The organism is Streptomyces sp. NBC_01264, from assembly GCF_026340675.1.
Lineage (GTDB): Bacteria > Actinomycetota > Actinomycetes > Streptomycetales > Streptomycetaceae > Streptomyces.
On the sequence record NZ_JAPEOX010000006.1, the window covers coordinates 67,910 to 92,934 of the forward strand.

The following is a 25,025-nucleotide window of genomic DNA, read 5'->3' on the forward strand; positions in this document are numbered from 1 at the left end:
TCTCACCCCAGTGATCGGCTTCTCGGGGCGCGAGATCGAATGATGATGTGTCAGTCCGAGTCGATCGGTGCTCCCCAAGGCGGCCGGCCGGTGGTCCTGTGCTCGAGGTCAGGCGCACGGGCTCAGTGGCGGTGACCATGGGAAAGCCCACCGATCTGACCAAGTGTCAGCTTCCTCGCGTCGCCGAACGGTGAATGCCGTGCGCGACCTGCGGGTTTCCGCGTTGATCCCCTACATCAATTGGCGGGGCATGACCGGCGGGGGTGGGGAGTGACGTGGCGGCTTTGCAGGTGTGGCAGGGCACGGTGCGGGGCTGGCGCAGTGCGTCGAGGGCCTGGTCGAGGGTGAGTGCGGCGCCTGGGTGGCACCCGATGATGTGGATGAGGTGGGCCCCGGGGTGGCCGGGGCGGTGAGGGAGGTCCTGCAGCGTCCAGGCCTGCCCGTCGGCAGCAGGCATGGTACGGGTGGGATGCGGCTGTAGTCGGCGCCGTCGAGGGGGCGGACGTGGCGGGCGTCCAGCCAGACGCCGTGTTCCGCGGGTTCCGCGCGCCCGCTGCTGTTGCTGGGGGCCCAGAGGGTGATGCCTACCCGGTACTGCCATCCGTCCGCGGCGCGCCGCCGCTCGTACAGCTGGGCCCGCAGCTCCTGGCCGTCGGGTAGCACGACGGCCACCCTGGCCACATCCCCCGACATCCCCAGCCCCCTCCACACGCTGACCGGCATCCTAATCCGGTCACCGGAGTCGTCTCCAGCCCGCCGTGGGCGCTCGCGAGAAGGTCGCCAAGCAGACCGGGCTGGTCATCGAGACCTGCGCCCGCTCCGGCTTTACTGCGGCCCATGGTCGAATCCATGAACGCCCGGCTCCGCAAGGCCACCCGAAACCGTGGCCACTTCCCCTCGGAACAGGCCGCGTTGAAGGCCATCTATCTTGCGGTCCGCGAGCAGATCAACCCGAAAGCGCGCGACGCGAACCACGTCGCCGCACACTGGAAAGAGGCACTGAACCAGTTCTCACTCTTCTTCGAGGACCGGCTCAGCATCCAATGACACCAGACGACTTACACAAGATCGCTGACACGCCCCCGTGGCGAGCGATGGGTCAGGGGAGTTGCAGGGCGGGGGTGGCCAGCATGTGCAGGGCCCGGTGTTCGGCACCGGCCTGCGCGGCTCCCGCGCCGCCCTGACGTGCCATCAACTCTGCGTCGTAACTACGTCGCTTCCCCACCCTCAACTCCTCATCGGGTCACGACTCCACGCTACGAGGGGGAGGCCAGCCGCTTCGTCAGCTGCTGGAGCAGCGGGCACGCACTAGGCGGGTGCCCCGATGTCGGTGACGGCCGGGTTCGGCACGTGGCATCGAGGCTGATCTTTCCCGGCTGGATCTTCGCAGCCGGGCAGCCATCGTCGCACCGCCCCGGTCGACGCGCGCCACCTGAAGGGGACCGCTGCCCGACGGCTCGCCAGCCCGTCCGGCGCGCGTGACTTGCTGTCGGTGGCGTCGAACAATCACGTCACCGACAGCGTTGCGGCGTCCCGGAACGGGGCGTCTGGGCAGCAGCGGTGCGCTGTGGGTCAGCTCACATTCGTGCTGCTGAGCACTGGGTTCGGTGACGGGTAGCAGGCGGTGGGCACGTTGACGGGGAAGCCAAAGATCGGGACGCTGGCGTTGAAGGTCAGGCCCGGGTTCGAGTAGCTGCTCCCGGCGAGTTGGGTACTGACGGTGGTGCCCTTTTCCCCCGCCGTCAAGTCCAGGTGGACGACGGGCAGGGTGAAGGTCTGGCCGCCGCCGATCGGCCCGGGCACTGTCAGGAGCAGGGTGCTGCCGCTGGTCGTGAGACTTGGGACGCCCGATCCCAGTCCGGAACCGCCTGACAAGGACTTCCCGGTCAGCACTGCATTGGCCGGGATCGGCATGCTCAGCTTCAGGTTGCTGATGGACCGTACGGTGTAACCGTTGACCCCTCCCGGCACGGTGATCGGGGCGGTGGCCAGCGACACCGGGAAAGTGCTGCCCGCCGCGGCTGCGTCAGGAGCGGTTGCGGTCACGCCGGCAGGGATGGCAAAGGCCTGCGGTCCGACGATCGGCGGCTTTGCCTGGCAGGCGAAGTCCACGGGCGTCTCGGCAGTGGACGCCGACGTGGCCGACGTGGCCGCGACACTGACTGCCGTAAGGGCGAGGGCGAGGACGATCGGTAATCGTGGGCGCGTGGCGGTTGACCTCATGCTCACCTTCCAGGGGATGGGAGCGGGCGGTGCGGGGCCCGACAAGCGGAATGAATGCCTCTAGGCGTGTACATGCCAGCACGTTCCGCGGTGGAAGTCCAGGCATGCGGCGACCCTGTTACGCCGGTTCCGGGCCGGGGGCGACACCGTTGCCGCCGGCTTCGACCGCCGCGCGACGTAAACCGGACACGGCTCCCGGGGATCGGGTTCCACCGCGCCGGACAAATACTCTACTGACCAGTACTTTCGACGGCGACGCACACCGGATACCCGTTCAATTCACGCCTTTGATTCTTCGCCCGGCATCGCACGAGGGGCATCTGGTTCCGCAACGCACCATCCTTCGGTAGCGTTTCGGCTCCGATGGGCCGTTGCGAATGATCAGCGCCGCAGCGTTGACCCTTCAGTAATTTGCCACTAGCTTCGCCACGTCCACCGAACGCCTGAATTCCTGTTTCGATCCTGCGTAGCCCCATGTCTTCCTTCGGAAATTTCGAATGACGTAAATCCCCCTCGGATAATGCATCGAGCACTCGGAGAATTATGACGTCGGCCGAGCACGTCCTGGACCTGGTCATCGGATTGACTCCTTTCGGCGAGCCCGATGCACGGCTCGCGGCCGCCGTCACGCGCGGCGGGGGGCTCGGTGTGCTCGACCTCGGAGCCGGGGGCCGGAGGGCCCGGGCGGCTTGGGGCGACCTGCGCAGGTGGCTCCCCGGCCGCCATGGAGTCCGGGTCGGGCCGCGGTGTCGATTACCCGTCGACGACCTCATCCGCGACGGCAGGTTCCCGCACACCGTGGTGCTCGGCGCCGGAGCCGCCTGGCGGCCCGGTGAACTGCCCCGCGGCGTGCGCGTCCTGGCCGAGGTGACCTGCGTGGACGAGGCCCGGGCCGCCCTGGACGCAGGTGCCCACGGTCTCATCGCCCGCGGCAGCGAGTGCGGTGGACGGATCGGCGACCTCGGCACGATCACCTTGCTCCAGCAGCTTCTCGATGCGGTCGGCCCCGAAGGTCCGCCGGTTTGGGCCTGTGGGGGCATGGCGCCGGGCACGGCCGCCGCCGCCGTGGTGGGCGGGGCCGCAGGAGTGGTGCTCGACACCCAGCTCGCGCTCCTGGCCGAATCCGGGGTTCCCGCATCCGTCGCGTCCATCCTGCGCGCAATGGACGGCTCCGAGACCACTGTCCTGGCCGGTCACCGGTTCCTGCACCACCGGTCTCCGGGTACGGCGCCCGCGGACGGAGTGCCCGACGACCCGGAGCGGGTGGCGGCCCTGCTCGGCGGCCGGGGCGTGGAGGGGCACCTGCTGCCGGTGGGCCAGGACGGTTTCCTCGCGGCCCGCTTCGCCGACAGCTTCCGCGACGCCGCGGGAGCCGTCCGCGCCGTCACCGACGCGGTGCTGGCCGCCGTCGAGGGTGACGGCGTCGCGGACGTCCTGCTTCCGGGATCGCCCATGAGCCGCGCCCTGGGCACCCACCTGCCGATCGCCCAAGGTCCCATGACCCGCGTCAGCGACGGCACGGACTTCGCCCAGGCCGTGGCCGACGGCGGGGGCCTGCCTTTCCTGGCCCTGGCACTCGCCGGCCGTGAGCAGGCCCATGCCCTGCTGGCCGAGGCAGGAGCCGCGCTGGCCGGGCGTCCCTGGGGCGTCGGCGTGCTCGGGTTCGCGCCGGAAGAGACCCGCGCCGCCCAGCTGGCGGCCGTACGCGCCCACCGGCCCACACACGTGATCATTGCCGGGGGGCGCCCCTCGCAGGCACGGGCACTGGAAGCAGACGGCATCAAGACGTTCCTGCACGTACCCTCGCCGGGACTTCTGCGCCAGTACCTGGAGGCGGGGGCCCTGCGATTCGTCTTCGAGGGTGCCGAATGCGGCGGCCATGTGGGACCGCGCAACAGCTTTCCGCTCTGGGAGGCCCAACTGGCCGTTATCGGCGACTGGATGGACCAGAATCCGAACCCGGGCAGTGCGGCCGGAGTCGAGGTGTTCCTCGCCGGCGGAATCCACGACGCCCGATCCGCGGCCATGGTCGCCGCCCTCGCCGCCCCGCTTGCCGCCCGCGGCTGCGCGGTGGGCGTCCTGATGGGCACGGCCTATCTGTTCACCGAGGAAGCCGTCGCGTGCGGCGCGGTCAGGCCCCTGTTCCAGCGCCAAGTCCTCGCCGCCGAGCGGACCGCGCTGCTGCGCACCGCCCCCGGGCACGCCACCCGCTGCGTCCCCAGCCCGTTCAGTGACGGTTTCCGCGACGTGGAGGAGGGGCTGCGCGCCGAGGGCGTCGCCGGACGTGAGATGTGGGAGCGTCTGGAACGCCTCAACGTCGGCCGACTGCGCATCGCCAGCAAGGGCGTCGAACGCACGGCCGCCGGAGACCTCGCGCCCGTGGACGAGTCCCGCCAGTACGCCGAAGGGATGTTCATGGCGGGAGAAGTGGCGGTACTGCGCACCGCCACCACCACCATCGCCGCACTGCACGCCTCCGTCACCGACGGGGCCGCCGAACACCTCGACCGGCGCACCGCCGCCCTCCGCGGCGGCCTCGCTCCCGGTACGGGCCGGGCCGCGGGCGCCGCGGCCCACGAGCCCCCACCCGCACCACTGGACGTGGCGATCGTGGGCATGGCCTGCATGTTCCCCCAGGCACCGGACCTGTCCGCCTTCTGGGCGCTCGTTCTCGACGGCCACGATGCCGTCACCGAAGTGCCGCCGGAGCGCTGGGACCCCACCGTGCACTACTCCCCGGAGCCGGGCGCCGTCAGCGCCTCGAAGTGGGGCGGCTTCCTGCCCCGGATCCCCTTCGACCCGCTGCGGTACGGAATCCCGCCGACCTCGCTGGGAGGCATCGAGCCCGTACAGCTCCTCGCCCTCGAAGCGGCCCGGCGCGCCCTGGAGGACGCCGGGTACGGGGAGGACGGCCGGGTCTTCGACCGTGCGCGGGCGGGTGTCGTCTTCGGTGCCGAGGCGGGCAGCGACCTGTCCAACGCCACGACCCTTCGAGCGGTGCTCCCGTCCTACTACGGACACGTCCCCGCCGAGCTGGAGGAACAGCTCCCGCGGCTGACCGAGGACACCTTCCCCGGCATGCTCGCCAACGTCATCTCCGGGCGGGTGGCCAACCGCCTCGACCTGCGCGGCCCCAACTTCACCGTCGACGCCGCCTGTGCGTCCTCCCTTGCCGCCGTCGACGTCGCTTGCAAGGAACTGCGGCTCGGCTCCAGCGACGTGATGCTGTGCGGGGGCGTCGACCTGCACAACAGCATCACCGACTACGCCCTGTTCACCTCCGTGCACGCGCTCTCGCCCACCGGTCGGTCCAGGCCCTTCGACGACGCCGCCGACGGGATCGTCCTCGGGGAGGGCGTCGCCTGCGTCGTCCTCAAGCGCCTCGCGGACGCCGAACGCGACGGAGACCGCGTGTACGGCGTCATCAAGGGGGTCGGCAGTTCCAGTGACGGCCGCTCCCTCGGGCTGACCGCGCCGCGACCGGAGGGCCAGCGCGCCGCTCTCGAACGCGCCTATCACAAGGCCGGGGTGTCACCCGCGCAGGTCGCTCTCCTGGAGGCGCACGGTACCGGTACGGTCGTGGGCGACCGTACCGAACTGGGCGTCCTGACCGAGGTGTTCGCCCGGGCGGGCGCCCAGAGCGGCGCGTGCGTCCTGGGCTCGGTGAAGTCGCAGATCGGGCACACCAAGTGCGCCGCGGGGCTGGCCGGACTCATCAAGACCGCACTCGCTCTCCACACCGGCATACGGCCGCCCACGCTGCACCTGCGGCGGCCGCTCTCCGCGTGGAAGGAAGGCGAGAGCCCGTTCGTCTTCCACCGGGAGGCGATGCCGTGGCCGGCCCCGCCCGAACGGCGCTTCGGAGGCGTGAGCGCGTTCGGCTTCGGCGGCACCAACTTCCACGTCGTCCTCGCGGCGCACGGCGGCGACGGGCCGCCGCCGGTCCACGCACGGAACGCCTGGCCGTCGGAGCTGTTCACCGTACGGGGAGCCACTCGCGAGGCGGCCCGCCGAGCCGCCGCCGACCTGTTCGACCTGGCTGCCGCGGCCGAGGCGGGGACCGCCCCGTGGCGGCTGCGCGACCTGGCCGCCACGGCCTCCCACCGCGCGGGCCGGGCGCAGGGCACCGTACGCGCCGCCTTCGTCGCGGACAGTCCGGCCGACCTGTGCCTGCGGCTCAGGCACACGATCGACGCCCTCGGCGCCGTCGACGTCGGCGGCGCCGCCCAGGACCCACCCACGGCCGGCCCCGCTGCGGGGCCGCCAGGTGCCGCGCCACCCGTTGTCCACCTCGCGGAGGGGGGCAGCGGCGACCGCGGCCTCACGGCGTTCCTGTTCCCCGGGCAGGGCAGCCAGCGCCCGGGGATGTCCGCGCACCTGCTCACCGCCTTCCCGGAACTGAGCCGGCTGCTGGACACGGGGGGAGGCGCCCACATTCCCGGCGCCCTCTACCCGCCCGCGGCGTTCGATGATGCCGCACGGGAGCGCGCCCGGCAGGCCCTGACCGACACCAGAGCGGCCCAGCCGGCACTGGGGATCGTCGAACTCGCCGCCTACGACCTCCTCACCCGCGCCGGTGTCCGCCCCGACCTGGCCGCGGGACACAGCTACGGCGAGCTGGTCGCCCTATGCGCCGCGGGCGTCATCGACCCCGACACCCTGCCCGCACTGAGCGCCGCGCGTGCGACGGCCGTCCTCGACGCCGCCGGGCACGATCCGGGCGCGATGGCCGCGGTCGCCGCCACGCCCGAGGAACTCGAGCAGGCCCTCGGCCGGAAGCTGCCGCAGGGCCTGATCATCGCCAACCACAACGCCCCTCGTCAGAGTGTCCTCTCCGGTCCGACCGCCGCCATCGAAGCGGCCCTGCTGCAGCTACGCGACGCCGGTCTCGGGGCGAAGCGGCTCCAGGTCGCCTGCGCCTTCCACAGCCCGCTGCTCGCCGCCGCCGGTCCCGTCTTCCGGCGGACTCTCGAACAGCACACGCTGCACGCACCGGAGTTCCCGGTCTGGGCGAACCGCACTGCTCGCCCCTACGAGCCTGAGCCCGACGCCGTCCGCGATGAACTCGCTGCCCAGATCGGGTCCCCGGTGCGCTTCGTGGCGCAGATCGAGGCGATGTACGAGGCCGGTGCGCGTACTTTCGTCGAAGTGGGACCCGGCCGGGTCCTGACCCGGCTCGTCGCGGACATCCTGTCCGGACGTCCCCACCGTGTCGTCGTCTGCGAGCCGCGGGCCGACAGCGGGCTCCCGGGCTTCCTGGACGCACTTGCCCGGCTCTCCGCCGCCGGACTGCCCGTGGTCACGGACTGGATGTTCCGCGGCCGCGACGCCGTCGACATCGACCGGACACCCGCACCGCGCCCACCCGGCTGGACCGTGGACGGACACCTCGTCCGCGCCGCCTCCGGCGAACCGCTCCCCGGCGCCCTCGCGCCGGCCCGAAGAGTCGTGGAGACCCCCGTGACAGCGCATCCCGATCAGACGTCGGCCGGTGCGGCAGATGCCCTCGTCGCCGAGTTCCTCCGGACCAGCCGGGACATGATCGCCGCGCAGCGCGAGGTTCTCCTCGCCTTCTTCGGCACCGCCCCGGAGAGGACCACCCTGGCGGGAGGGACGACGCCGCTACGGGAACCGGAAAGTCTGCCTAGGCTCCCGGCCGCCACGCCGGCCCAGGACGCGCCCGCAGCAACCGGTCCCTTCCTGCCGCACGGCACCCCGCCGGCGGCCACGGCCGAACCCGACGCGGCCCAACCCGACGGGGCCGGCGCCGGGGCCCTCACCGAGGAGGGGGTGCTGCGCACGGTTCTGGAGCTCATCAGCGAGCGCACCGGCTACCCCCTGGACATGGTCGAACCCGGCCTCGACCTGGAGGCCGACCTCAGCGTCGACTCCATCAAGCGCGCCGAGATCGCCGGTGAGCTGGCACGGCGCCTCGGTGCCTCCGCCGGCTCCGCCCCACTCGCCCTGGACGACGCGGAGCTGGAGGAGCTCACCCGTGCCCGGACCGCCCGGGCGATCGCGCACTGGATGTTCACCCGCGCCGGCGGCCCCTCCGGCGGCCCCGACGACTCCTCCGGCGGCGCAGCAGCCACCCCGGCGCACGAGGCCGCGGCCGCAGCGGCGACCGTACCGGCCCGCGTACCCGACGGGGCTCCGGTGGACGGCCTCCTCGTCGCCGCCCCCCGCCGCCTTCAGATGCTGCACGTGCCCCTCCCCGCGCCGGAGTCCGAGCCCGGACCGGCCGCGCTCTCCGGAGCGCGGTACGCCCTGATCGGCGACGGCACCGGCGCCCTGTGCGGCGTCGCGGCGGAACTCTCCGACCGGCTGACCCGGCTCGGTGCCGAGCCGGTCTTCCTCGGCGCCGAACACGCTCCGCTCGAGGCGGACGGACCTCTGGACGGCATCATCGTCCTCACGGCGCTCGGGGAAGACGGGCCCGCCTTCCTGCCTGCCGGATTCCCGCTCGTACGGGATGCCTTGCGGCGCGGACCTCGACAACTGCTCCTGGCCCGCACAGCAGCCGGAGTCCGGGCCGCCGGCATGGACGGGCTGACGCGGACCGCGGCCCGGGAGTACCCGGCCGTGGACGTACGCTGCGTCGGGCTGGAACTGGGGACGGACATGTCGCCCGCCCGCCTGGCGGACGCGCTGGTGGCCGAACTCATCGAGGGCGACGCCGTGCCCGTCGTCCTGCGCACCCCGGCCGGCAGATTCGCGCCCGAGCTGACCGCAGCGCCGCTCGGGACCCTCGGCACCACGGGAGCGGGGCCGTCGGGCGGGGGCACCGCGGAGGCAGCGGCCCTGGGCCTGGACCGGGATAGCGTCGTGATCGTCGTCGGCGGTGCCCGCGGCATCACCGCGCATTGCGTGGGCGCTCTGGCCGCCGCCTCCCGCTGCCGGATCGAACTCCTCGGGCGCACACCGGCGCCGGACGGGCCCGAGGACCCGGAGACGGCCGACGCCCTTGACCGGACGGCCCTGCGGGCCGTGCTCGCGGCCGCCGGCCGGTACGGCACCCCCGCCGAGATCGACCGCGCCGCGGACCTGGTCCTCGCCCGCCGCGAGGTGACCGCGACCTTGGACGCGCTGCGGGCCGCGGGCAGCCGCGCGCGCTACCGCAGCGTGGACTGCCGGGAGGCGCAGTCCGTGCTCCAGGTGGTCAAGGAAATCCACTCGGAGTACGGCCGCATCGACGGGGCGATCCACGCCGCCGGGATCATCGAGGACCGGCTGATGGAGGAGAAGACCGCGGCGTCGTTCGGGCAGGTCTACGGCACCAAGACCGACAGCGCCGCGGCACTGCTAGCTGCCCTGGAACAACTGCCCCGGCCGCCCTCCTTCACCGTTCTGTTCGGCAGCGTCGCCGCCGTAATGGGCAACCGGGGCCAGGCCGACTACGCGGCGGCCAACGACGCCCTGGATGCGCTCGGTGCCGCTTGGGCCGCACGGACCGGGTGCCGCACGCTGACCATCCACTGGGGCCCGTGGGCACCGTCCCAGGACCACACCGGCATGGTCGGCCCCGAGCTGGCCCGCCACTACAAGCGGCAGGGGATCACGCTCATCGATCCCGAGGAAGGTGCCCAGGCCCTCCTGCGGGAACTCGCCTGGGGCGACGAGACGGTCCGCTCCGTCGTCCACACCGCCTCGGAGTGGTGAGATGACCCTCCCCGCTCACGGGGGGGCGGCCCACGCCCCCGTCGCCATCACGGGCATGGCCGTGCTCCTGCCCGGCGCACCCGACTTGGAGACGTACTGGCACAACCTCAGCACCGGCGTCGACGTGATCAGCGAGGTGCCCCCGGGACGTTGGGACAGCGAGTACTACCACCCCGGCAGCGCTTCGGAACCGGCCGTGGCCGACCGGGTGTACTGCCGGCGCGGCGGCTTCGTCGACGCCGTCGCGGAGGTCGACGTCACCCGGTTCGGCATCATGCCGCACTCGGTGCCCGGCACCGAACCGGACCAGCTGATCGCGCTGCACGTGGCCGCGAGCGCCCTCACGGACGCCGGCGGCACGGAGCGGCTGCCCGACCGCGACCGAGTCGGGATCGTGCTCGGCAGGGGCGGCTATCTCACGCCGGGTCTGGTCCGGCTCGACCAGCGCGTCCGCACGGCACGGCAGCTCGTACGCACCCTCGGCGACCTCGTGCCAGGCCTGAACGCCGAGCAGCTCGAACACGTACGGGCGGCGTTCACCGACCGTCTCGGAGCGAGCCGGCCCGAAGACGCCATCGGCCTGGTACCCAACCTTGCCGCGTCCCGGGTCGCCAATCGGCTCGATCTGCGTGGCCCGGCCTATACAGTCGACGCCGCGTGCGCCTCATCACTGCTCGCCGTGGACCAAGCGGTGGCCGCGCTCGCTTCCGGACGCTGTGACGTGATGCTGGCCGGGGGCGTGCACCACTGCCACGACATCACACTGTGGAGCGTGTTCTCGCAGCTGCGCGCGCTTTCCCCGAGCGAGCGCATCCGGCCCTTCCACCGGAACGCGGACGGCATCCTCATCGGCGAGGGCACCGGCGTGGTCGTCCTCAAGCGCCTGGCCGACGCCGAGCGCGACGGCGACCGCGTCTACGCCGTGATCCGGGGCACTGGTGTCAGCAGCGACGGCCGCACCTCGGGGCTGGTCAATCCCGACCCCGCGGGGCAGACACGGGCGGTCCGGGCGGCCTGGCGGGCCGCTGGCCTCGATCCTGCCGATCCCGGCTCACTCGGCCTGCTGGAGGCCCACGGAACCGGCACTCCGGCCGGTGACGCCGCCGAACTCGCCACACTCCGGGAGGTGTTCGGAGTGCCGCGGCCCAGGGGGACGGCCCCGGACGGCCTGCCGGTGATCGGCTCGGTGAAGTCCATGATCGGACACGCGATGCCGGCGGCGGGCATCGCGGGACTGGTCAAGGCAGCCCTCGCCGTCCACCACGGCACGCTGTTGCCCACCCTGCACTGCGAAGACCCGCACCCGGCGCTGGCCGCCACACGGTTTCGCCCCCTGACGCAAGCCGCCCCATGGGTCACCGGGCCGGGCCGGCCGCGCCGGGCCGCCGTGAACGCCTTCGGATTCGGCGGCATCAACGCGCACGTCGTGCTCGAACAGGCACCCTCCGCCTCGGGCAGCCCCGCAGCCGCATCGGCATCCCCCACCGCCCCGACCACCCACCGGGCCACCGTCAACGAGAGGGAACGGGTGCTGCTGCTGAGCGCGGCGACGCCCGAGGCGCTCGGCGCGCTGTTGGACGCCCCCGATCCACGGACCACGCGTGGCGCTGTTGCCGGCGGGCCCGCGAGGCTGGGCATCGTCGGTCCCACGCCGCAGCGGCTCGCACTGGCCCGGCGCGTCGTCGCCCAGGCCCAGGCGTGGCACGGGCGAAACGATGTCTGGTTCGCCCCCCGCCCGCTCCTCGGCGAGCAAGGGGGCCGTACCGCCTTCCTCTTCCCCGGTCTGGAGGGGGAGTTCGTGCCCCGGATCGACGACGTGGCCGACCACTTCGCGCTGCCCCGACCACCACTCGCGGCGCCCGACGCCGACGGCCGGGTACGGGCGCCCGGCGGCGGCCTCGGCCGGCACGGGCTCGGTGTCGTCGCCGTCGGACGGCTGCTCGACACGGCCCTGCGCCGCGTCGGCGTCGTCCCCGACGCCGTCGCCGGGCACAGCGTCGGCGAATGGACCGCGATGGCCGCCGGCGGGCTGTACGAGGAGGAGGACGTCGACGCCCTCATGACCACTCTGGACCCGGAGACCGTACGGGCGGCGGACCTCGCGTACGCCGCCGTGGGGGCCCACGCGGACCGGGTCACCCGGGCTCTCGCGGGCGGCGGCCGGCCATCCGTCGTGCTGTCCCACGACAACGCCCCGAACCAGTCGATGGTGTGCGGGCCGCCGAAGGCCGTGGAAGCGTTCGCGGCCGAGCTGCGCGCCGAGGGCGTCCTCGTGCGCGTCCTGCCCTTCAGGTCCGGATTCCATACCCCGATGCTCGAACCGTGCCTGGGGCCCTTCAGGGAAGCCTCCGCCAGGATGCGGATCAGGACCCCGCACGTCCCCGTCTGGTCGGGTACCACGGCGGCACCCTTCCCGGCAGACCCGGCCGCGATCCGCGCCCTGTTCGTCCGCCACCTCCTCGAACCGGTCCGCTTCCGCGCCCTGACCGAGGCCCTGTACGAGGCCGGTGTCCGTGCTTTCGTCCAGGCCGGCCCGGGCCAGCTCGGCTCCCTCGTCGGTGACACCCTCGCCGGACGCGACCACCTGGTCGTGGCCGCGAACTCCCCTCACCGCAGCGGCCTGGCACAGCTCCGGCGGGTGACCACCGCCTTGTGGACCGTCGGTGCGGAAACCGATCCCCACGTTCTGGACGCGCCCGAATCGGGCGTCGCTCCCTGCCCATCGTCCGGGCCCGCGCCCTCACCGGCCCCGGACGGCGCCCGACAGCGCGTCCGGCTCGACCTGGGCAGTGCGCTGGTGCACCTGCCGCCGGACCCCGCACTCGTGACCGTGCTGTCCCGCGATCCGGCTGCGGCCCTCGGGACGGCCACGTCCGCGTCACCCGTGGCGGCCGAACTAACGGCCTTGCTGCGCGAGACCGCGGAGACGGCAGCGACCCTGATCGCCGCGGCGGGCACGCCCCGGCGGACCGGCGCGGGACGGCAGGCCGGCGCGGGACAGTCGGCACCGTACCGTGCCGGGTCCGCGGGGCCGGCGAAGGCGCCGAACGGCGACGGCCCCCCCGGCCCCCCCGGCCCCCGGCACGAGAGCGTACGGGTCGACGTGGACCGGATGCCGTACCTGCTCGACCACTGCTTCTTCCCACAGCGCCCCGGATGGCCGGACGTCGCCGACCGGTGGCCCGTGGTGCCCGCCACCACCATCGTGGCGCACCTGATGGCGGCGGCCGAACGTTCAGCACAGGGCCGCGTGGCCGTCGCGGTGCACGACGCGTGCTTCGACCGGTGGCTCACCGCCGCCCACCCCGTAGAAGTAGCCGTCGTCGTGACCCCGCAAGGGCCCGACCGGCTCTCGGTGTCGTTCGGCTCCGACGCCCGCGCGGTGGTGGAGCTCGCGGACCGCTACCCCCAGGCGCCTCCCGCACCGGAGCCCCCCGATTCCGCCTCCGAGCACGTACCCGAGCACACCGCAGAGCAGATCTACCGTGAGCGGTGGATGTTCCACGGCCCCGCGTACCAGGGCATGACCCGGTTGTCCGCGATCGGAGCCAGGCACGTGCGCGCCACGCTGACCACCCCGACCGCGCCGGGCGCCCTGCTGGACAACGTAGGCCAGGTACTCGGCTACTGGATCATGGCCACGCACGACGTCCGCACCGTGGTCTTCCCGGTGCGGATGCGGCACATGCGCTTCTACGGGCCGCACCCGGCCCCCGGCACCCTGGTGGAGTGCACCATCCGGATCGTGTCCCTCACCGACACCGTGCTCGAGGCGGACGCGGTACTCACCGTCTCCGGCCGCGTGTGGGCACAGCTCAGCGGCTGGCAGGACCGTCGCTTCGACAACGACCCCCACACCCGGCCCGTCGAGCGGTTCCCGGACCGCAACACCCTTTCCGCCGCCCGCCCCGGTGGCTGGTCCCTGGTGTACGAGCGCTGGCCCGACCTCGCCTCTCGCGAGCTGATCATGCGCAACGCGCTGGGCGGACCCGAACGCACCGCATACGCCGAACGGCCGCCCCGGGGCCGACGCCAGTGGCTGCTCGGCCGGATCGCGGCCAAGGACGCTGTACGCCGCCTGCTCTGGGAAGGCGGCGAAGGCCCCGTCTACCCGGCCGAGCTCATCATCCGCAACGACGGATCGGGCCGACCCCATGTCACCGGGCGCCACGGCCGGGAGCTTCCGCCCCTGGAAGTGTCGATCGCCCACCGCGCCGAAGCCGCCGTCGCCGTGGCCCGTCACCGGCCGCCTCACGCGAACGGGGCCCCCGGTACCGGTCCGGGCATCGACATCGAGGAGATCAGCGAGCCTGCCGAGGCTACCGTAGCCACCGCGCTCACGGCAGCCGAACGGGAACTGCTGGCCGCCCGGCAGGCATCGGGCGAGGGAACACCCGCGCTCTGGTTCACCCGCTTCTGGGCGGCGAAGGAGGCCGCCGCCAAGGCCGAGGGCACCGGGTTCGCCGGCAGGCCGCGCGATTTCGAAGTGACCCGGGCGTGGGCGGACTGGCTGACCGTAGCCGTGCACCCACCCGGCACATCCGACACGCCCGGCGGCCCGAACACGCCGGCCCGCACGTACCGGGTGCGGTGCGGGCGGGTCGACAACCCGCCCGGACTGCCGCCCCGCGCCTACGTCGTGGCATGGACCACCGGCCCGGAACCGGAAGACCCCGGGGCGGGCCCCAACAGAGACGAAAGGGACCAGACGTGACCACCACCCGGCCCAACGGCCCCACACCCGTTGGCTCCGCGCGCGCCGACGAGGCAGCGATCCTCACCGATCTGACCGCCATGATCGAAGAGGTCATGGGTGAGTACGGGCTCGACGAAACCGAGATCACGAAGGAAACCCGGTTCGGCCGGGACCTCGAACTGGAGAGCATCGACCTGGTGATGCTCGCCGGCCTGCTGGAAGACCGCTACGGCCGCTCGGTGAATTTCGCCGAGTTCGTGGCTTCCATGGAGCTGGAGGAGATCATCGACCTCAGCGTGGGCAGGCTCGTCGAACACGTCAGCGTGTGCCTGAAGGCCGCGGGACGGGACTGAGGCATGACGATCGTAGACACCGGCGAGGTCCGGCTGCACGTCCAGCGTCTGGCCGCCTGCCCCGCTGGCACCGGAGCCTCTCCGGCGCCCGTCGTTGTGCTCCTCCACGGCCTCCTCACCGACAGCCTGGCCAGTTACTACTTCACCGTCGCCCCTGCCTTCGCGGCGGCCGGCCTGGACGTGGTCATGTACGACCACCGGGGCCACGGCCGCAGCGGGCAGCCGCGGCGGGGCTACACGCTCGGAGCGTTCGTCGACGACCTGGACACCCTCTTGGACCGGCTCCACATCCGCACCCCGGTGCACTTGGTGGGCAACTCCTACGGCGGGACCGTGGCATTCGGTCACGCACTGCGCAGGCCGGAGCGGGTGGCCAGCATGGTGGTGATCGAGTCGGAACCGGCGACCGCGGCCTGGGCGGCCAAGCTCTCCGGGCTGCTGGAACGCGTCCGCCACGAGATGAGTGTGAACGAGGACGCCGCACTGGACTGGATCGCCGCCCACCACGGCGGCCATACCGCCCGGCTGGCGAAGTCCGCCGGGAGGCTCGTTCGGGACACCACCCTCGCCCGTGACATCCCGGGGAGCGCGGTACTGGACGACGACGACATCCGTGCGATCCACAGCCCGGTCCTCGCCCTCTACGGCGCCGACTCCGACCTGGCCGCTCAGGCCCCCGCCATGCGCTCACTGCTGCCGCACTGCGTGACCGAACTGCTGCCGGGCCACCGGCACTCGGTCCTGGTGGAGGCTCCCCAGAGGGTGCGCGATCTCGTCCTCGACTGGGTCGGCCGGCACTCCCGGCCGTCCGTGGGTGCCCGGGCGCGTGCCCGGTGAGCCGATTCCTCTTCGTGGTTCCGCCGCTGGTCGGACACATCAACCCGGCCGTGGGGGTCGCCGCCGTGCTCGCCGCCCGGGGTCACCAGGTGGCCTGGGCGGGCGATCCCGCACTCGTACGCCGTCTCGCGGGGCCGGACGCGACCGTCCACCCGTGCCCCCTGCCCGGGGCGGGGCGGAACCCGGGAATGGAGCCGGATGCCGCCCGGCCCGCCGATATTCGCGGGCCGGAGGCTCTGCGGTTCCTGTGGGAACGTTTCCTCGTCCCACTCGCCGAGGCGATGGCACCCGGCGTGAGGCAGGCGGCCGAAGCCGTCCGGCCGGACGTGGTCGTAGCCGATCAACAGGCGCTGGCCGGCGCCCTCGTCGCCGAGGACCTCAGGCTCACGTGGGCCACCTCCGCGACGACCTCGGCCGAGCTCACGGACGCCCTGGCGTCGATGCCCCGGGTCGCCGCCTGGAACGAGACACTGCTGCGTGACCTGCGAGCCCGGATCGGTGATCCGGCGGCAAGCGGCGACCCGCGCTTCTCCCCGCACCTCGTCCTCGCCTTCAGCACGCCGGAGCTCGCGGGCCCGGCCGTGCGGGGCGGCGACCGGGTGCGCTGGGTCGGGCCGTCCCTGACAGCCCGCCCCCTCAGCACCCCCTTCCCCTGGGAGCGGCTCGACCCACGACGCGCGCTGGTTCTGGTCACCCTGGGCACGGCCAACACCGATGTGGGGGCGCGCTTCCTGAACCGGGCCGCCCAGGCGCTGCGGGCCAGGGCCGACCGGGTGCAAGCCGTCATCGTCGACCCTGAGGGCACACTCGGCACGGGGCACGGGGCGGGGGACGTCATCGCCCTGCCGGTGGTACCCCAGCTGGAGCTTCTGGCACGCGCCAAGGCCGTCGTCTGCCACGGAGGGCACAACACCGTGTGCGAGGCACTTTGGCACGGGGTCCCCTTGGTCGTCGCACCCATCCGCGACGACCAGCCGGTCGTCGCCGCGCAGGTGGCCGGCGCCGGGGCAGCCGTACGGATCCGCTTCGGACGGGCCGGCGCGGACACGATCGGCGCGGCCGTCGACACCGTCCTGGACGACCCCCGCCCCCGGGCGGCGGCCCGAACGATCGCGCACGCCTTCCGCCGTTCCGGCGGCGCCCCGGCAGCCGCGACCCACCTGGAACGACTGGCCGACGGCCGGAAGGACGAGACGTGAGCTCCGGATCCCGCAAAGCCCGTACGCTCCGGGTGGCCGCTCTGCGCACCGCCTACCAGGAGGAACTGGCCCACGGCACGGCCGTCTTCTTCGCCCCGCGCGTCCACCGGTGCCCCTGGTGCGGATCGTCCCGGCTCGGCGGGCACCTGCACACCACCGACCTGTTCCAGCACAAGCCCGGCGTCTTCGTCCTCGACCGCTGCCACGACTGCGGGCACCTCTTCCAGAACCCCCGGCTGAACGAGCGCGGGCTCGCCTTCTACTACCGCGACTTCTACGACGGTCTCGGCGAGGAGCGGCTCGGCGGCGTGTTCGGCGGCCGCACGGCTTCCTACCGCTCTCGGGCGCAGTCGGTACGGCCGCACCTCGCGGGAGCCGCCGAGTGGCTGGACGTCGGCACCGGCCACGGCCACTTCTGCGAGAGCGCCCGCGACGTCCTGCCGGCGGTGGCCTTCGACGGCCTGGACCGCTCCGACGGCGCGGAGATCGCCCAACGGGCCGGCCGGGTGCGCCGGGGCCACCGGGGGGCGTTCCCCGATCTGGCCGAGCGGATGCCCGGTTCGTACGACGTGGTGAGCATGTTCCACTACCTGGAGCACTGCACGGCACCCCAGCGCGAACTGGAGGCCGCCCGCACCGTCCTGAGACCGGGTGGACTGCTGGTCATCGACGTACCGGATCCCGAGAGCCGGTACGCGCAGCTCCTGGGCCGCTGGTGGCTGCCCTGGCTCCAGCCACAGCACCTGCACCTCGTGCCGGCGGCCAACCTGCGCCGCAGGCTGACCGAGACCGGCTTCACGGTCCTGGCCGAGGAGCACGCCGAGGCGCACGACGCGGTCGACCTGGTGGCCGCCGCGTGGGTCGCGCTGGACACGGTCGCCCCGCGGGAGGATTCGCCCTGGCTGGCCTCGCCACCCGGGGCCTGGAGCAGGGCGCTGCGTACCGTGGTGCTGCTCGCCGGGGTGCCGCTGCTGCTGGCGGCGACGTTGGTGGACCGGCTGGTCGCGGGGCCGCTCACCGGCCGGCTGCGGCTGGCGAACGCGTACCGCCTGATCGCCAGGCGCGACCCGGAAGACGGCCCGCATGGAGCCCAGAGGGCACGCGAAGGAACGCCCTGCTGCTGATCTTCTGGATGCCACCGGACGTCAGTGAGCAGGACGAGACGTACAAAGCCTTTACAGCGCGGTCCGGCCCGGCCGGATGCACGACCAGACCGCCGTGCGCACCGAAGGCATCGCCGAGCAGTTCCGCCAGCACCCGAAAGTGAAGGCCGAGGTCGAGGAGGGCTACCGCGGACTGTCGAACGAGTTCCTCGACCAGGTCAGCGCCCCGCCGAGGAAGCCGAAGGACGACGCCCCGCTGGGCGAGTATCACGCTTGGCGTGAGCAGGGTGCTGATGCCCCTTTGGATGTCAGGCGGTTGGGGCGGGGGTTGCCGGTTCGGTGGGCTTCGTGGTGGGGATGAGGTGTCGGTAGATCTCTCGTGCGATGAAGCGTTTGAGGCATCGGATGATCTCGCGGCGTGTCTTGCCTTCGGTGAGGCGTCGTTGCAGGGAGTGCTGGGTGCGTGGGTCCCAGCGGAGGCGGGAGAGGGCGGCGCGGTAGAGGGCGGCGTTGGCTTGGCGGTCGCCGCCGCGGTTGAGTCTGCGGCGTTGGGTCTTGCCGGAGGGCTGTTCGACGGGGCTGACTCCGCACAAAGCGGCGAAGGCGGCCTTGCTGGTGAGGCGCTCGGGGTTGTCTCCGGCGGTGATGAGCAGGGCGGCGGCGCTGTCCGGGCCGATTCCACGCACGTCGAGCAGGCCGGGACGGCTGGCCTTCACGGCCCGGGCTATCTGTTTGACCAGGTCGTCTATCTCCTCGGTCAGATGCTGGATCAGGGCTTGATCAAGTTCCGTGGGTGTCCGGATCGTGGGTGATGCCCAGGATGCCGAGTGCTCGTTGCGGTTCGTGGCGGATGGCTCGGGTGGTCTTGGCGATGTTGGCGGCGCCGAGGGTTTTCAGGGCGCCGATGGCGAGGTTGCGGAGAGTTGCCATCGCGCGGGGTGCGGTTCGGGTGTGGACGGTGGAGGCGTCCTCGGCGAAAGTGACGTCCCTGGTGTGGTGCGAGGAGTTCTCGATGCCCCAGTGCCCGCGGATTGCGGCGGCCAGGTCGGCTGGGGTGGCTTGGTGGGCGTCGAGGCTGGTGACGGCGTAGACGCTCTCCCGGGTCTCGCGCTGGCCGGTCTGCTTGCGGCGCCGGTGGATGCGGATGGCCAGGCGGGCGTGGGGAAAAGCGATCCCGCCGAGTTGGTCGGGGACGGCGCAGGTCTTGACCGAGCGGGACTCGCGCCTGCCGTGCCCGGTGGCGGAGGCGGTGTGCTGGATGGAGATGTCCCGCCACGGCAGGGATGCGAGCTGGCGGTGAGCCGTCGGCTGGTTGGTCTTGATCACGGCGATGTAGTGGGCCTTCTTGGTCTCGACCAGCCAGGTGATGTTCGCTCGGACCGAGTGGAGGGCGTCGAAGGTGACGACGGTGCCGGCCAGGTCCAGCGGTGTCAGAAGCGGTTGGAAGTGTGTGGTCTCGTTCGTCTTCGCGCCGACCTCCACCTGGGCGATGGTGACGACGGTGCCGTGTGTGACCGCGGAGAGCAGGTGTCGGCGCTTCGCGGTGAGACGGGCTGATCCCTTGAGTGCTTTGCCGTCGACAGCGATCACACGCAGCCGCTCCGACGCCGAGGGTGGTGTCCGGGTGGGCTCGGTGGCAGCACGGTGCCGGTCGGCCAGGTAGGCGCCCACCGCCCGGTCCAGCACATCGCCGTCGACAGCCCCCAGCACGCGACCGATCGTGGCCGGCGACGGGGCGCGCCGCCATCCGAGCAGGTGACGGCGGATACCGATCACTGTCAGGAGTGTGTCCGAGGCGCGCTGGCCCCACTCGGCGAGCTCGTCGATGCTCCTGGCTCCCGAGACGACCGCGCAGGCACACACCAGCAGGACCGCGGTCAGTGAGTACCAGCGGCCCCGCAGTGAGCGCGGATCGGGCACTGCATCGAAGTAGGGGCGCAGATCAGCGACCCGGTCAGCGTCCAGCGGACCCAGCCTCACAAGCACAGCCGGGACGGGAGAAGATATGGCAGCAGGCACGGGCCACCTCATGATCAACGGGCGTAGACACCCAAATGATCACGAAGCCCGCGCCTGCTCCTCTAACCACCCCAACCCGCCACAACACCGACCGGCTCGCACGACCCCGGAACTTGCAACCGCCCTGATGCTGGATGCGGCGGGCGAGCAGCTGCAGGGTGTGGCGGGCGGCGCCTGGAGGGCCGTCGTCGAGTCGGGCGCAGTGTTTGATCAGGTGGGCCTCGGCATCGACCGCGTGGGTCTTGCCGTGGCGGCGCCGGGCGGCCTTGTCGGGCTGGTTGACCTCGGTCACCGATGTCCTCGGCGTTCAGGTGGCGGGCCAGTGCCTTGCCGTAGGAGCCGGTGCATTCCACCCCGGCCCGTCGAAGCGTGCCGAAGGAGCGTGCCCAGGTGGTGAGTTGGCGGTAGCCCGCGGCTGTGGCGCGGAAGTCGCGGCGGTCCAGCGTGGCGCCGAGGACCGTGACGAGGGCCGCCGCGTGGACGTCCTTGTGCGTGTCCACGCCGAGCAGTACCTGTTCGGCGGGTCGGTCGGGGGTGTGACACGGCGTGGTTGGCTGCGGGATGCTGGGCACGGCTGCTGGTCTCCTGATCGCCTAGGGGAACGGTGGCCGTCGCCGACGAGCCCCGCACGGCCTGACACGCCACCGACAACGTGACAGCGCCGCTCCTCCTCCACCTCGCGGAAGGAGAGCGGGAAACGGAAGTACAGCCACACACAGTGCGAAATGATCTCCACCGGGTAGCGGTGATTCTTGTACGACGGCACCACAGACGACACGAACCCCACCCCACCCCGGAAGACCCCAACCCGAAGATCGTCCCAGACGCCCGGACAACGTGACAGCACCCCACCTTGGTGACGGTCCTCCCGGACGAGCGGACCAGCGCGACCGCGTCCCGCTTGAACTCCTCCGAGTACCGCCTGCTGCCGTTGCTCTTACTTCCCACCTGGCACTACTTCCTCTGGAACCTCACGTCCCAGTCTCCAGGTGTCCAACATCAAGGGGAAGCTTCACACCGGGCCGGAGGAAGTCGTGCGACAGCCTCCTGGTTCACCAGCCGGTGCACCCAAACCCGGCCCCCGGCCGGCCACCCGGATCGAAGAACCGACACCCCGCAGCACGCCACGACGTGGGAAGAGTCCTCGCCACCAGCCAGCCCTACCAACGTCCCGCCCACCACAACGTCGGCACCAAACCCCGCCGAACTGGATAGAACTCAAGCTGAGGCACGCGGTGCCCCGCCGGTCCGGGGCCGGGCCGTCCGCTCAGTCCCGCCACCGCCGCGCACCGGTCCCCTCGGCCGGGGGGCGCCGGTCGGAGGGCCGGTCGGGGGATTGTCGCCGCAGCGTGCACCGCTACGTTGTCGTTGATCATTTCCGGCCGGGGCGGGCCCCAGGCCCGGAGGGGCGGCCCACGGGCCCGCCGACCGCCCGTCCGATGCGGGTGCCGGTTCGGACCGGGTACGCACGACCGTACGGCCGCCCACCCCTGCCCCGACCACGGAAGGCGCCACCGCCATGGGATTCGTCCGATACGACGACCTCGACACTGATTACGGCCCCGACTTCGAGGACGACTTGGCCACGGTCGTCGCCGAGGTCGAGCGGACCGTGCACGGTTCGGTCGAGGCCGAGGGGGAGGGCCGGGCCGTGCGGTTCGCGCACGCGAAGGCCTACGGACTGCTGCGGGCCGAGGTCCAAGTGCTGCCCCCGGCCGACCCCGCCTACGCCCAGGGGTTGTTCGCCTCCCCCGGGCACTACCCCGCCGTGATCCGGTACTCGAACGGGCTGGGGCACGTGCGCCCGGACGCCCGGCTGGGCACCGCGTGCGGCATGGCGATCAAGATGTTCGACATCCCCGGCCCGTCCCTCACGGACGAACCGGCTGCGGGGACCATGGACTACAACCTGATCAACAACCCCGTGTTCTTCGCGAACACCGCCCGTGACTACGTCGTGCTCGCCCGGCTGTTCAGCCAGTTGCCCGACGCGCTGGCAGACCGCTCGCAGCGGGTGGCCTGGCTGCACGCCTTCGTCACCCGGGACGGGGAACTGCCGCCCGAGAAGTGGCTGTGGGACGAACTCCTGGCGATCCTCTCCCAGCAGGCCCGGCCGCTGCCGCACCTGCTCCACACGACATTCTGGTCCATGGGCGCGGTGCGCCACGGCGAGTACGTCGCCAAGGTCCGGGTGGCGCCGGCCACCGGCACCCCGGCCGCGCCCGCCCGACCGGTGGACCCGCTGTCGTCCGCCCACCCCGTCCGGGCGGCACTCCTCGAGGACGTCGCCTCGGCGGACCACGTCTTCGACCTCCAGGTGCAGCTCTGCACGGACCTGACGGCCATGCCGGTGGAGAACACCTCGGTGCCGTGGCCCGAGCACCTCTCGCCGTTCGTGACGGTGGCCCGGATCATCATCCCCGCCCAGGACGTCTCCGCCCCCGACAACCTCGACCGGGCGGATGTCCCGTCCTTCACTCCCTGGCGCACGCCTGAGGAGCACCGGCCGGTCGGGCAGATCCAGGAAGTGCGCCGCCGTGTCTACGAGCGGTCCTCCGTCCTGCGCCACCGGCTCAACGGACAGGTCCGGGTGGAACCCCGCGACCAGGACGACGTGCTCCCGCCGGCCCCCTGACAGGGGGTGCGGGATCATCCGCCCCGGGGGCCGAACGGGGTAGGCACCGGGCCCGGGGCATTGTCACGTTGTCGCCAGCATGATCGTTTGATGGTGGGTCAGCGTGTGGCGGGGCCGGGTCGGGGCTGTGGTTCAGACCGTGGCGGGCATGCCGGTGGCACCGGTGATGTGGTTCCAGATCGTGAAGCGGATGGTCATCTTGAGGCGGTGGCGGGCGGCGGTCATGAGGTGGCGGTGGGGTCGGAAGTGGGGTCAGATTCCGGTGAACGCGGACAGGGGTGCTGTCACGTTGTCCGGGCGTCTGGGATGATCTTCGGGTTGGGGTCTTCCGGGGTGGGGTTCGTGTCGTCTGTGGTGCCGTCGTACGCGAATCATCGCTATCCGGTGGAGATCATTTCGCACTGTGTGTGGCTGTACTTCCGTTTCCCGCTCTCCTTGCGTGAGGTGGAGGAGATGATGCTCGAGCGGGGTGTCGTCGTCTCCTACGAGAGCATCCGGCGTTGGTGTCTGAAGTTTGGTCGGGCCTATGCCAACAGCCTGAGCCGGCGGCGCCCGCAGCCGGGCGACAAGTGGCACTTGGACGAGGTGTTCATCAAGGTCAACGGGGTGCAGAAGTACTTGTGGCGGGCCGTCGATGCCGACGGCAACGTCCTGGACATCCTGGTGCAGAGCCGTCGTGACAAGGCTGCGGCCAGGCGTTTCTTCCGTCGGCTCCTCACCACGACCGGGCAGGTTCCCCGGGTGGTCGTCACCGACGGGCTGAAGTCGTACGGGGCCGCGCACCGTGAGGTGATGACCTCGGTGGAACACCGCTCCCACAAAGGATTGAACAACCGGGCGGAGAACTCCCACCAGCCCACCAGGCAGCGCGAATGCGCGATGAAAGGCTTCCGCAGCGTCGGCGGGGCGCAACGCTTCCTGTCCGCGTTCACCGGGATCTCACCCCACTTCCGCCCCCACCGGCACCTGACGACCGCCGGCCGCCACCGCTTCGAGATGATGATCCGCTTCACCGTCTGGAACCAGATCACCGGCAACACGAGCCTGCTCGCCGCAGCCTGAACCAACCCCGTCCAGGCCCTGGCACACCCTGACGCACCATCAAACCATCATGCCGCCGACAACGTGACAATGGCCCCTTCATCGCCATCGGCGGTCTTCTCGCTTCCTCCGGATCAAGCAGATCCAGTATCGGGCGTGTCACCACTCAGGGGGAGGCCCCGCCCTCCCGCGGACCCACAAGATCCATTGTCAGAGTGTCCGCACGATGGGAGTCACCTCAGGGTGCAGATACCACCCTCGTTGCCGACTCCGCACAGCTTAAAGATCGGGCACGTGTGCGAATGTGACATTGGGGCAGGTCGGTCGATGTAGCCGAAATGAGACCCCTCTGGTTGACCGCCAGGTATCGACTGGAGGTCCTCAAGGAGCAAGCCGCTGACCAGCAGCGATGCGGCCGAGAGTGTCGACTTGAATGAGCCCCGCCCTCGCCGTTCCGGACGGCGTGACAGTGACCCGACAGCGTGACAGCACCGCCTTCGTGCCCGTCGGGCGGCACTTCCGACTCTTCCTCGATTTACCCCATCTGGTGATCCTGAGTATCCGAAGTCGAAAATGAGGAAACAGGCGCATGTCTTATTCAGATCTTATAACCAAATATGGGCCCGGGGTGGCAAGCTTCCTCCCTCGAATCCCGGATCCTGATTCTGCTGCACGCGAGCACCCCGATTGGGTCGCATCGACGGTGGCCGCGGCAATGGCATCGGGAAATTTTCGCATGAACGGGAGCCGTTCATTTTACAGCGAATATCTGCGCGCAGGCACCCAAGGACAGTTCTCTGGGGACTGCGGAACGCTGACGGATGCATTCCTTGAAATAATGGAAGAACTAGGGATCCCATCAAAGCAGCACCGGGTTCAGGACTGCATCGTCTATGCGCCCCTTAACATGCCTGCCCTCGGGGGCGTGATGCCCAACGCGGATAACGGCATGTGGTGCTTTCAGGAACACTACTGGGCTACGGCGGCCGGAAAAACCTACGATCTTCTGTTCGGTGTTGAATCGTCGGCCCTAGCCATGGTCGAGGCTTTTACCGGACAGGATTCGAGCGGCCGAAATTTCTTCACCAGCAGCGACGGAAGCACACTGCTCTACCGCGCGATCGACGGCCACACCCACCCATACACGGCGCAGGCTAATCTGGCTTGGGTCGATCCTGCAACTGGGCCCTTCAATGGCTGCCAGATCCTTTAGCTATGTGATCAGAAACGCTTCGGGTTCTGGTCGTTGGAGGGGCCAGG

The 25,025-nt window shown here is 71.4% G+C and carries 14 protein-coding genes and 4 pseudogenes; 10 read left to right on the plus strand and 8 right to left on the minus strand.

Going from position 1 to position 25,025, the window contains the following annotated elements; translation table 11 throughout:
- Positions 1 to 166 precede the first annotated feature (166 nt).
- A complete protein-coding gene (locus OG435_RS50900) occupies positions 167 to 601 on the minus strand; it encodes a DUF6233 domain-containing protein (protein ID WP_430625875.1) in 435 nt (144 codons plus the stop codon).
- 236 nt (positions 602 to 837) lie between these two features.
- On the opposite strand from OG435_RS50900, the pseudogene OG435_RS48250 reads away from it, so the two are divergent.
- A pseudogene (locus OG435_RS48250) lies at positions 838 to 1,047 on the plus strand (transposase); the annotation flags it as partial.
- Between the two features lie 52 nt (positions 1,048 to 1,099).
- On the opposite strand, the gene OG435_RS48255 reads toward OG435_RS48250, so the two are convergent.
- Positions 1,100 to 1,225, minus strand: coding sequence for a hypothetical protein (locus tag OG435_RS48255; protein WP_266888104.1), 126 nt, complete (start codon positions 1,223 to 1,225; stop codon positions 1,100 to 1,102).
- 347 nt (positions 1,226 to 1,572) lie between these two features.
- Positions 1,573 to 2,223, minus strand: coding sequence for a cyclase (locus tag OG435_RS48260; RefSeq protein WP_266888106.1), 651 nt, complete (start codon positions 2,221 to 2,223; stop codon positions 1,573 to 1,575).
- A gap of 543 nt (positions 2,224 to 2,766) precedes the next feature.
- Between OG435_RS48260 and OG435_RS48265 the strand changes: the two genes are divergently transcribed.
- The 6 genes from OG435_RS48265 to OG435_RS48290 are packed head-to-tail and all read left to right on the plus strand — an operon-like array spanning position 2,767 to position 18,091.
- Positions 2,767 to 9,882, plus strand: a complete 7,116-nt coding sequence (locus OG435_RS48265) for a type I polyketide synthase (protein ID WP_266888108.1) — start codon at positions 2,767 to 2,769, stop codon at positions 9,880 to 9,882.
- Position 9,883: 1 nt separating this feature from the next.
- Positions 9,884 to 14,596: a type I polyketide synthase gene (locus OG435_RS48270; RefSeq protein ID WP_266888110.1), complete on the plus strand. Its 4,713-nt coding sequence runs from the start codon at positions 9,884 to 9,886 to the stop codon at positions 14,594 to 14,596.
- On the plus strand, positions 14,593 to 14,931 hold the full coding sequence (locus OG435_RS48275) for an acyl carrier protein (protein WP_430625876.1): 339 nt from the start codon (positions 14,593 to 14,595) through the stop codon (positions 14,929 to 14,931). Before OG435_RS48270 ends, OG435_RS48275 begins: the two co-directional genes overlap by 4 nt.
- A gap of 3 nt (positions 14,932 to 14,934) precedes the next feature.
- A complete protein-coding gene (locus tag OG435_RS48280) occupies positions 14,935 to 15,768 on the plus strand; it encodes an alpha/beta fold hydrolase (protein WP_266888112.1) in 834 nt (277 codons plus the stop codon).
- Positions 15,765 to 16,967, plus strand: coding sequence for a glycosyltransferase (locus OG435_RS48285; protein WP_266888114.1), 1,203 nt, complete (start codon positions 15,765 to 15,767; stop codon positions 16,965 to 16,967). Before OG435_RS48280 ends, OG435_RS48285 begins: the two co-directional genes overlap by 4 nt.
- Positions 16,964 to 18,091, plus strand: coding sequence for a class I SAM-dependent methyltransferase (locus OG435_RS48290; RefSeq protein WP_266888116.1), 1,128 nt, complete (start codon positions 16,964 to 16,966; stop codon positions 18,089 to 18,091). The genes OG435_RS48285 and OG435_RS48290 overlap by 4 nt, the downstream gene beginning before the upstream one ends.
- 287 nt (positions 18,092 to 18,378) lie before the next feature.
- On the opposite strand, the gene OG435_RS48295 is transcribed toward OG435_RS48290, so the two are convergent.
- The 4 genes and pseudogenes from OG435_RS48295 to OG435_RS48305 form a co-directional block, all read right to left on the minus strand.
- On the minus strand, positions 18,379 to 18,786 hold the full coding sequence (locus OG435_RS48295; protein ID WP_430625877.1) for a transposase: 408 nt from the start codon (positions 18,784 to 18,786) through the stop codon (positions 18,379 to 18,381).
- A gap of 64 nt (positions 18,787 to 18,850) precedes the next feature.
- Entirely contained in the window at positions 18,851 to 20,056 is a 1,206-nt protein-coding gene (locus OG435_RS48300; protein ID WP_266874681.1) for an ISAs1 family transposase, read from the minus strand.
- A gap of 160 nt (positions 20,057 to 20,216) precedes the next feature.
- A pseudogene (locus tag OG435_RS50905) lies at positions 20,217 to 20,661 on the minus strand (IS110 family transposase); the annotation flags it as partial.
- Between the two features lie 95 nt (positions 20,662 to 20,756).
- Positions 20,757 to 20,867, minus strand: a pseudogene (locus OG435_RS48305) (IS6 family transposase); the annotation flags it as partial.
- Positions 20,868 to 21,608: 741 nt separating this feature from the next.
- Here OG435_RS48305 and OG435_RS48310 point away from each other — a divergent pair.
- Complete coding sequence (locus tag OG435_RS48310) at positions 21,609 to 22,724, plus strand: catalase family protein (protein ID WP_266888118.1); 1,116 nt, start codon at positions 21,609 to 21,611, stop codon at positions 22,722 to 22,724.
- A gap of 132 nt (positions 22,725 to 22,856) precedes the next feature.
- Here OG435_RS48310 and OG435_RS48315 read toward each other — a convergent pair.
- Positions 22,857 to 23,003 (minus strand): annotated as a pseudogene (locus OG435_RS48315) (IS6 family transposase); the annotation flags it as partial.
- 27 nt (positions 23,004 to 23,030) lie between these two features.
- On the opposite strand from OG435_RS48315, the gene OG435_RS48320 reads away from it, so the two are divergent.
- Together OG435_RS48320 and OG435_RS48325 are read left to right on the plus strand one after the other, a co-directional pair.
- Positions 23,031 to 23,786 (plus strand): IS6 family transposase, encoded by a 756-nt coding sequence (locus OG435_RS48320; RefSeq protein WP_430625878.1) that lies wholly within the window; start codon positions 23,031 to 23,033, stop codon positions 23,784 to 23,786.
- 607 nt (positions 23,787 to 24,393) lie between these two features.
- Positions 24,394 to 24,978: a hypothetical protein gene (locus OG435_RS48325; protein WP_266888122.1), complete on the plus strand. Its 585-nt coding sequence runs from the start codon at positions 24,394 to 24,396 to the stop codon at positions 24,976 to 24,978.
- Positions 24,979 to 25,025: the final 47 nt, after the last annotated feature.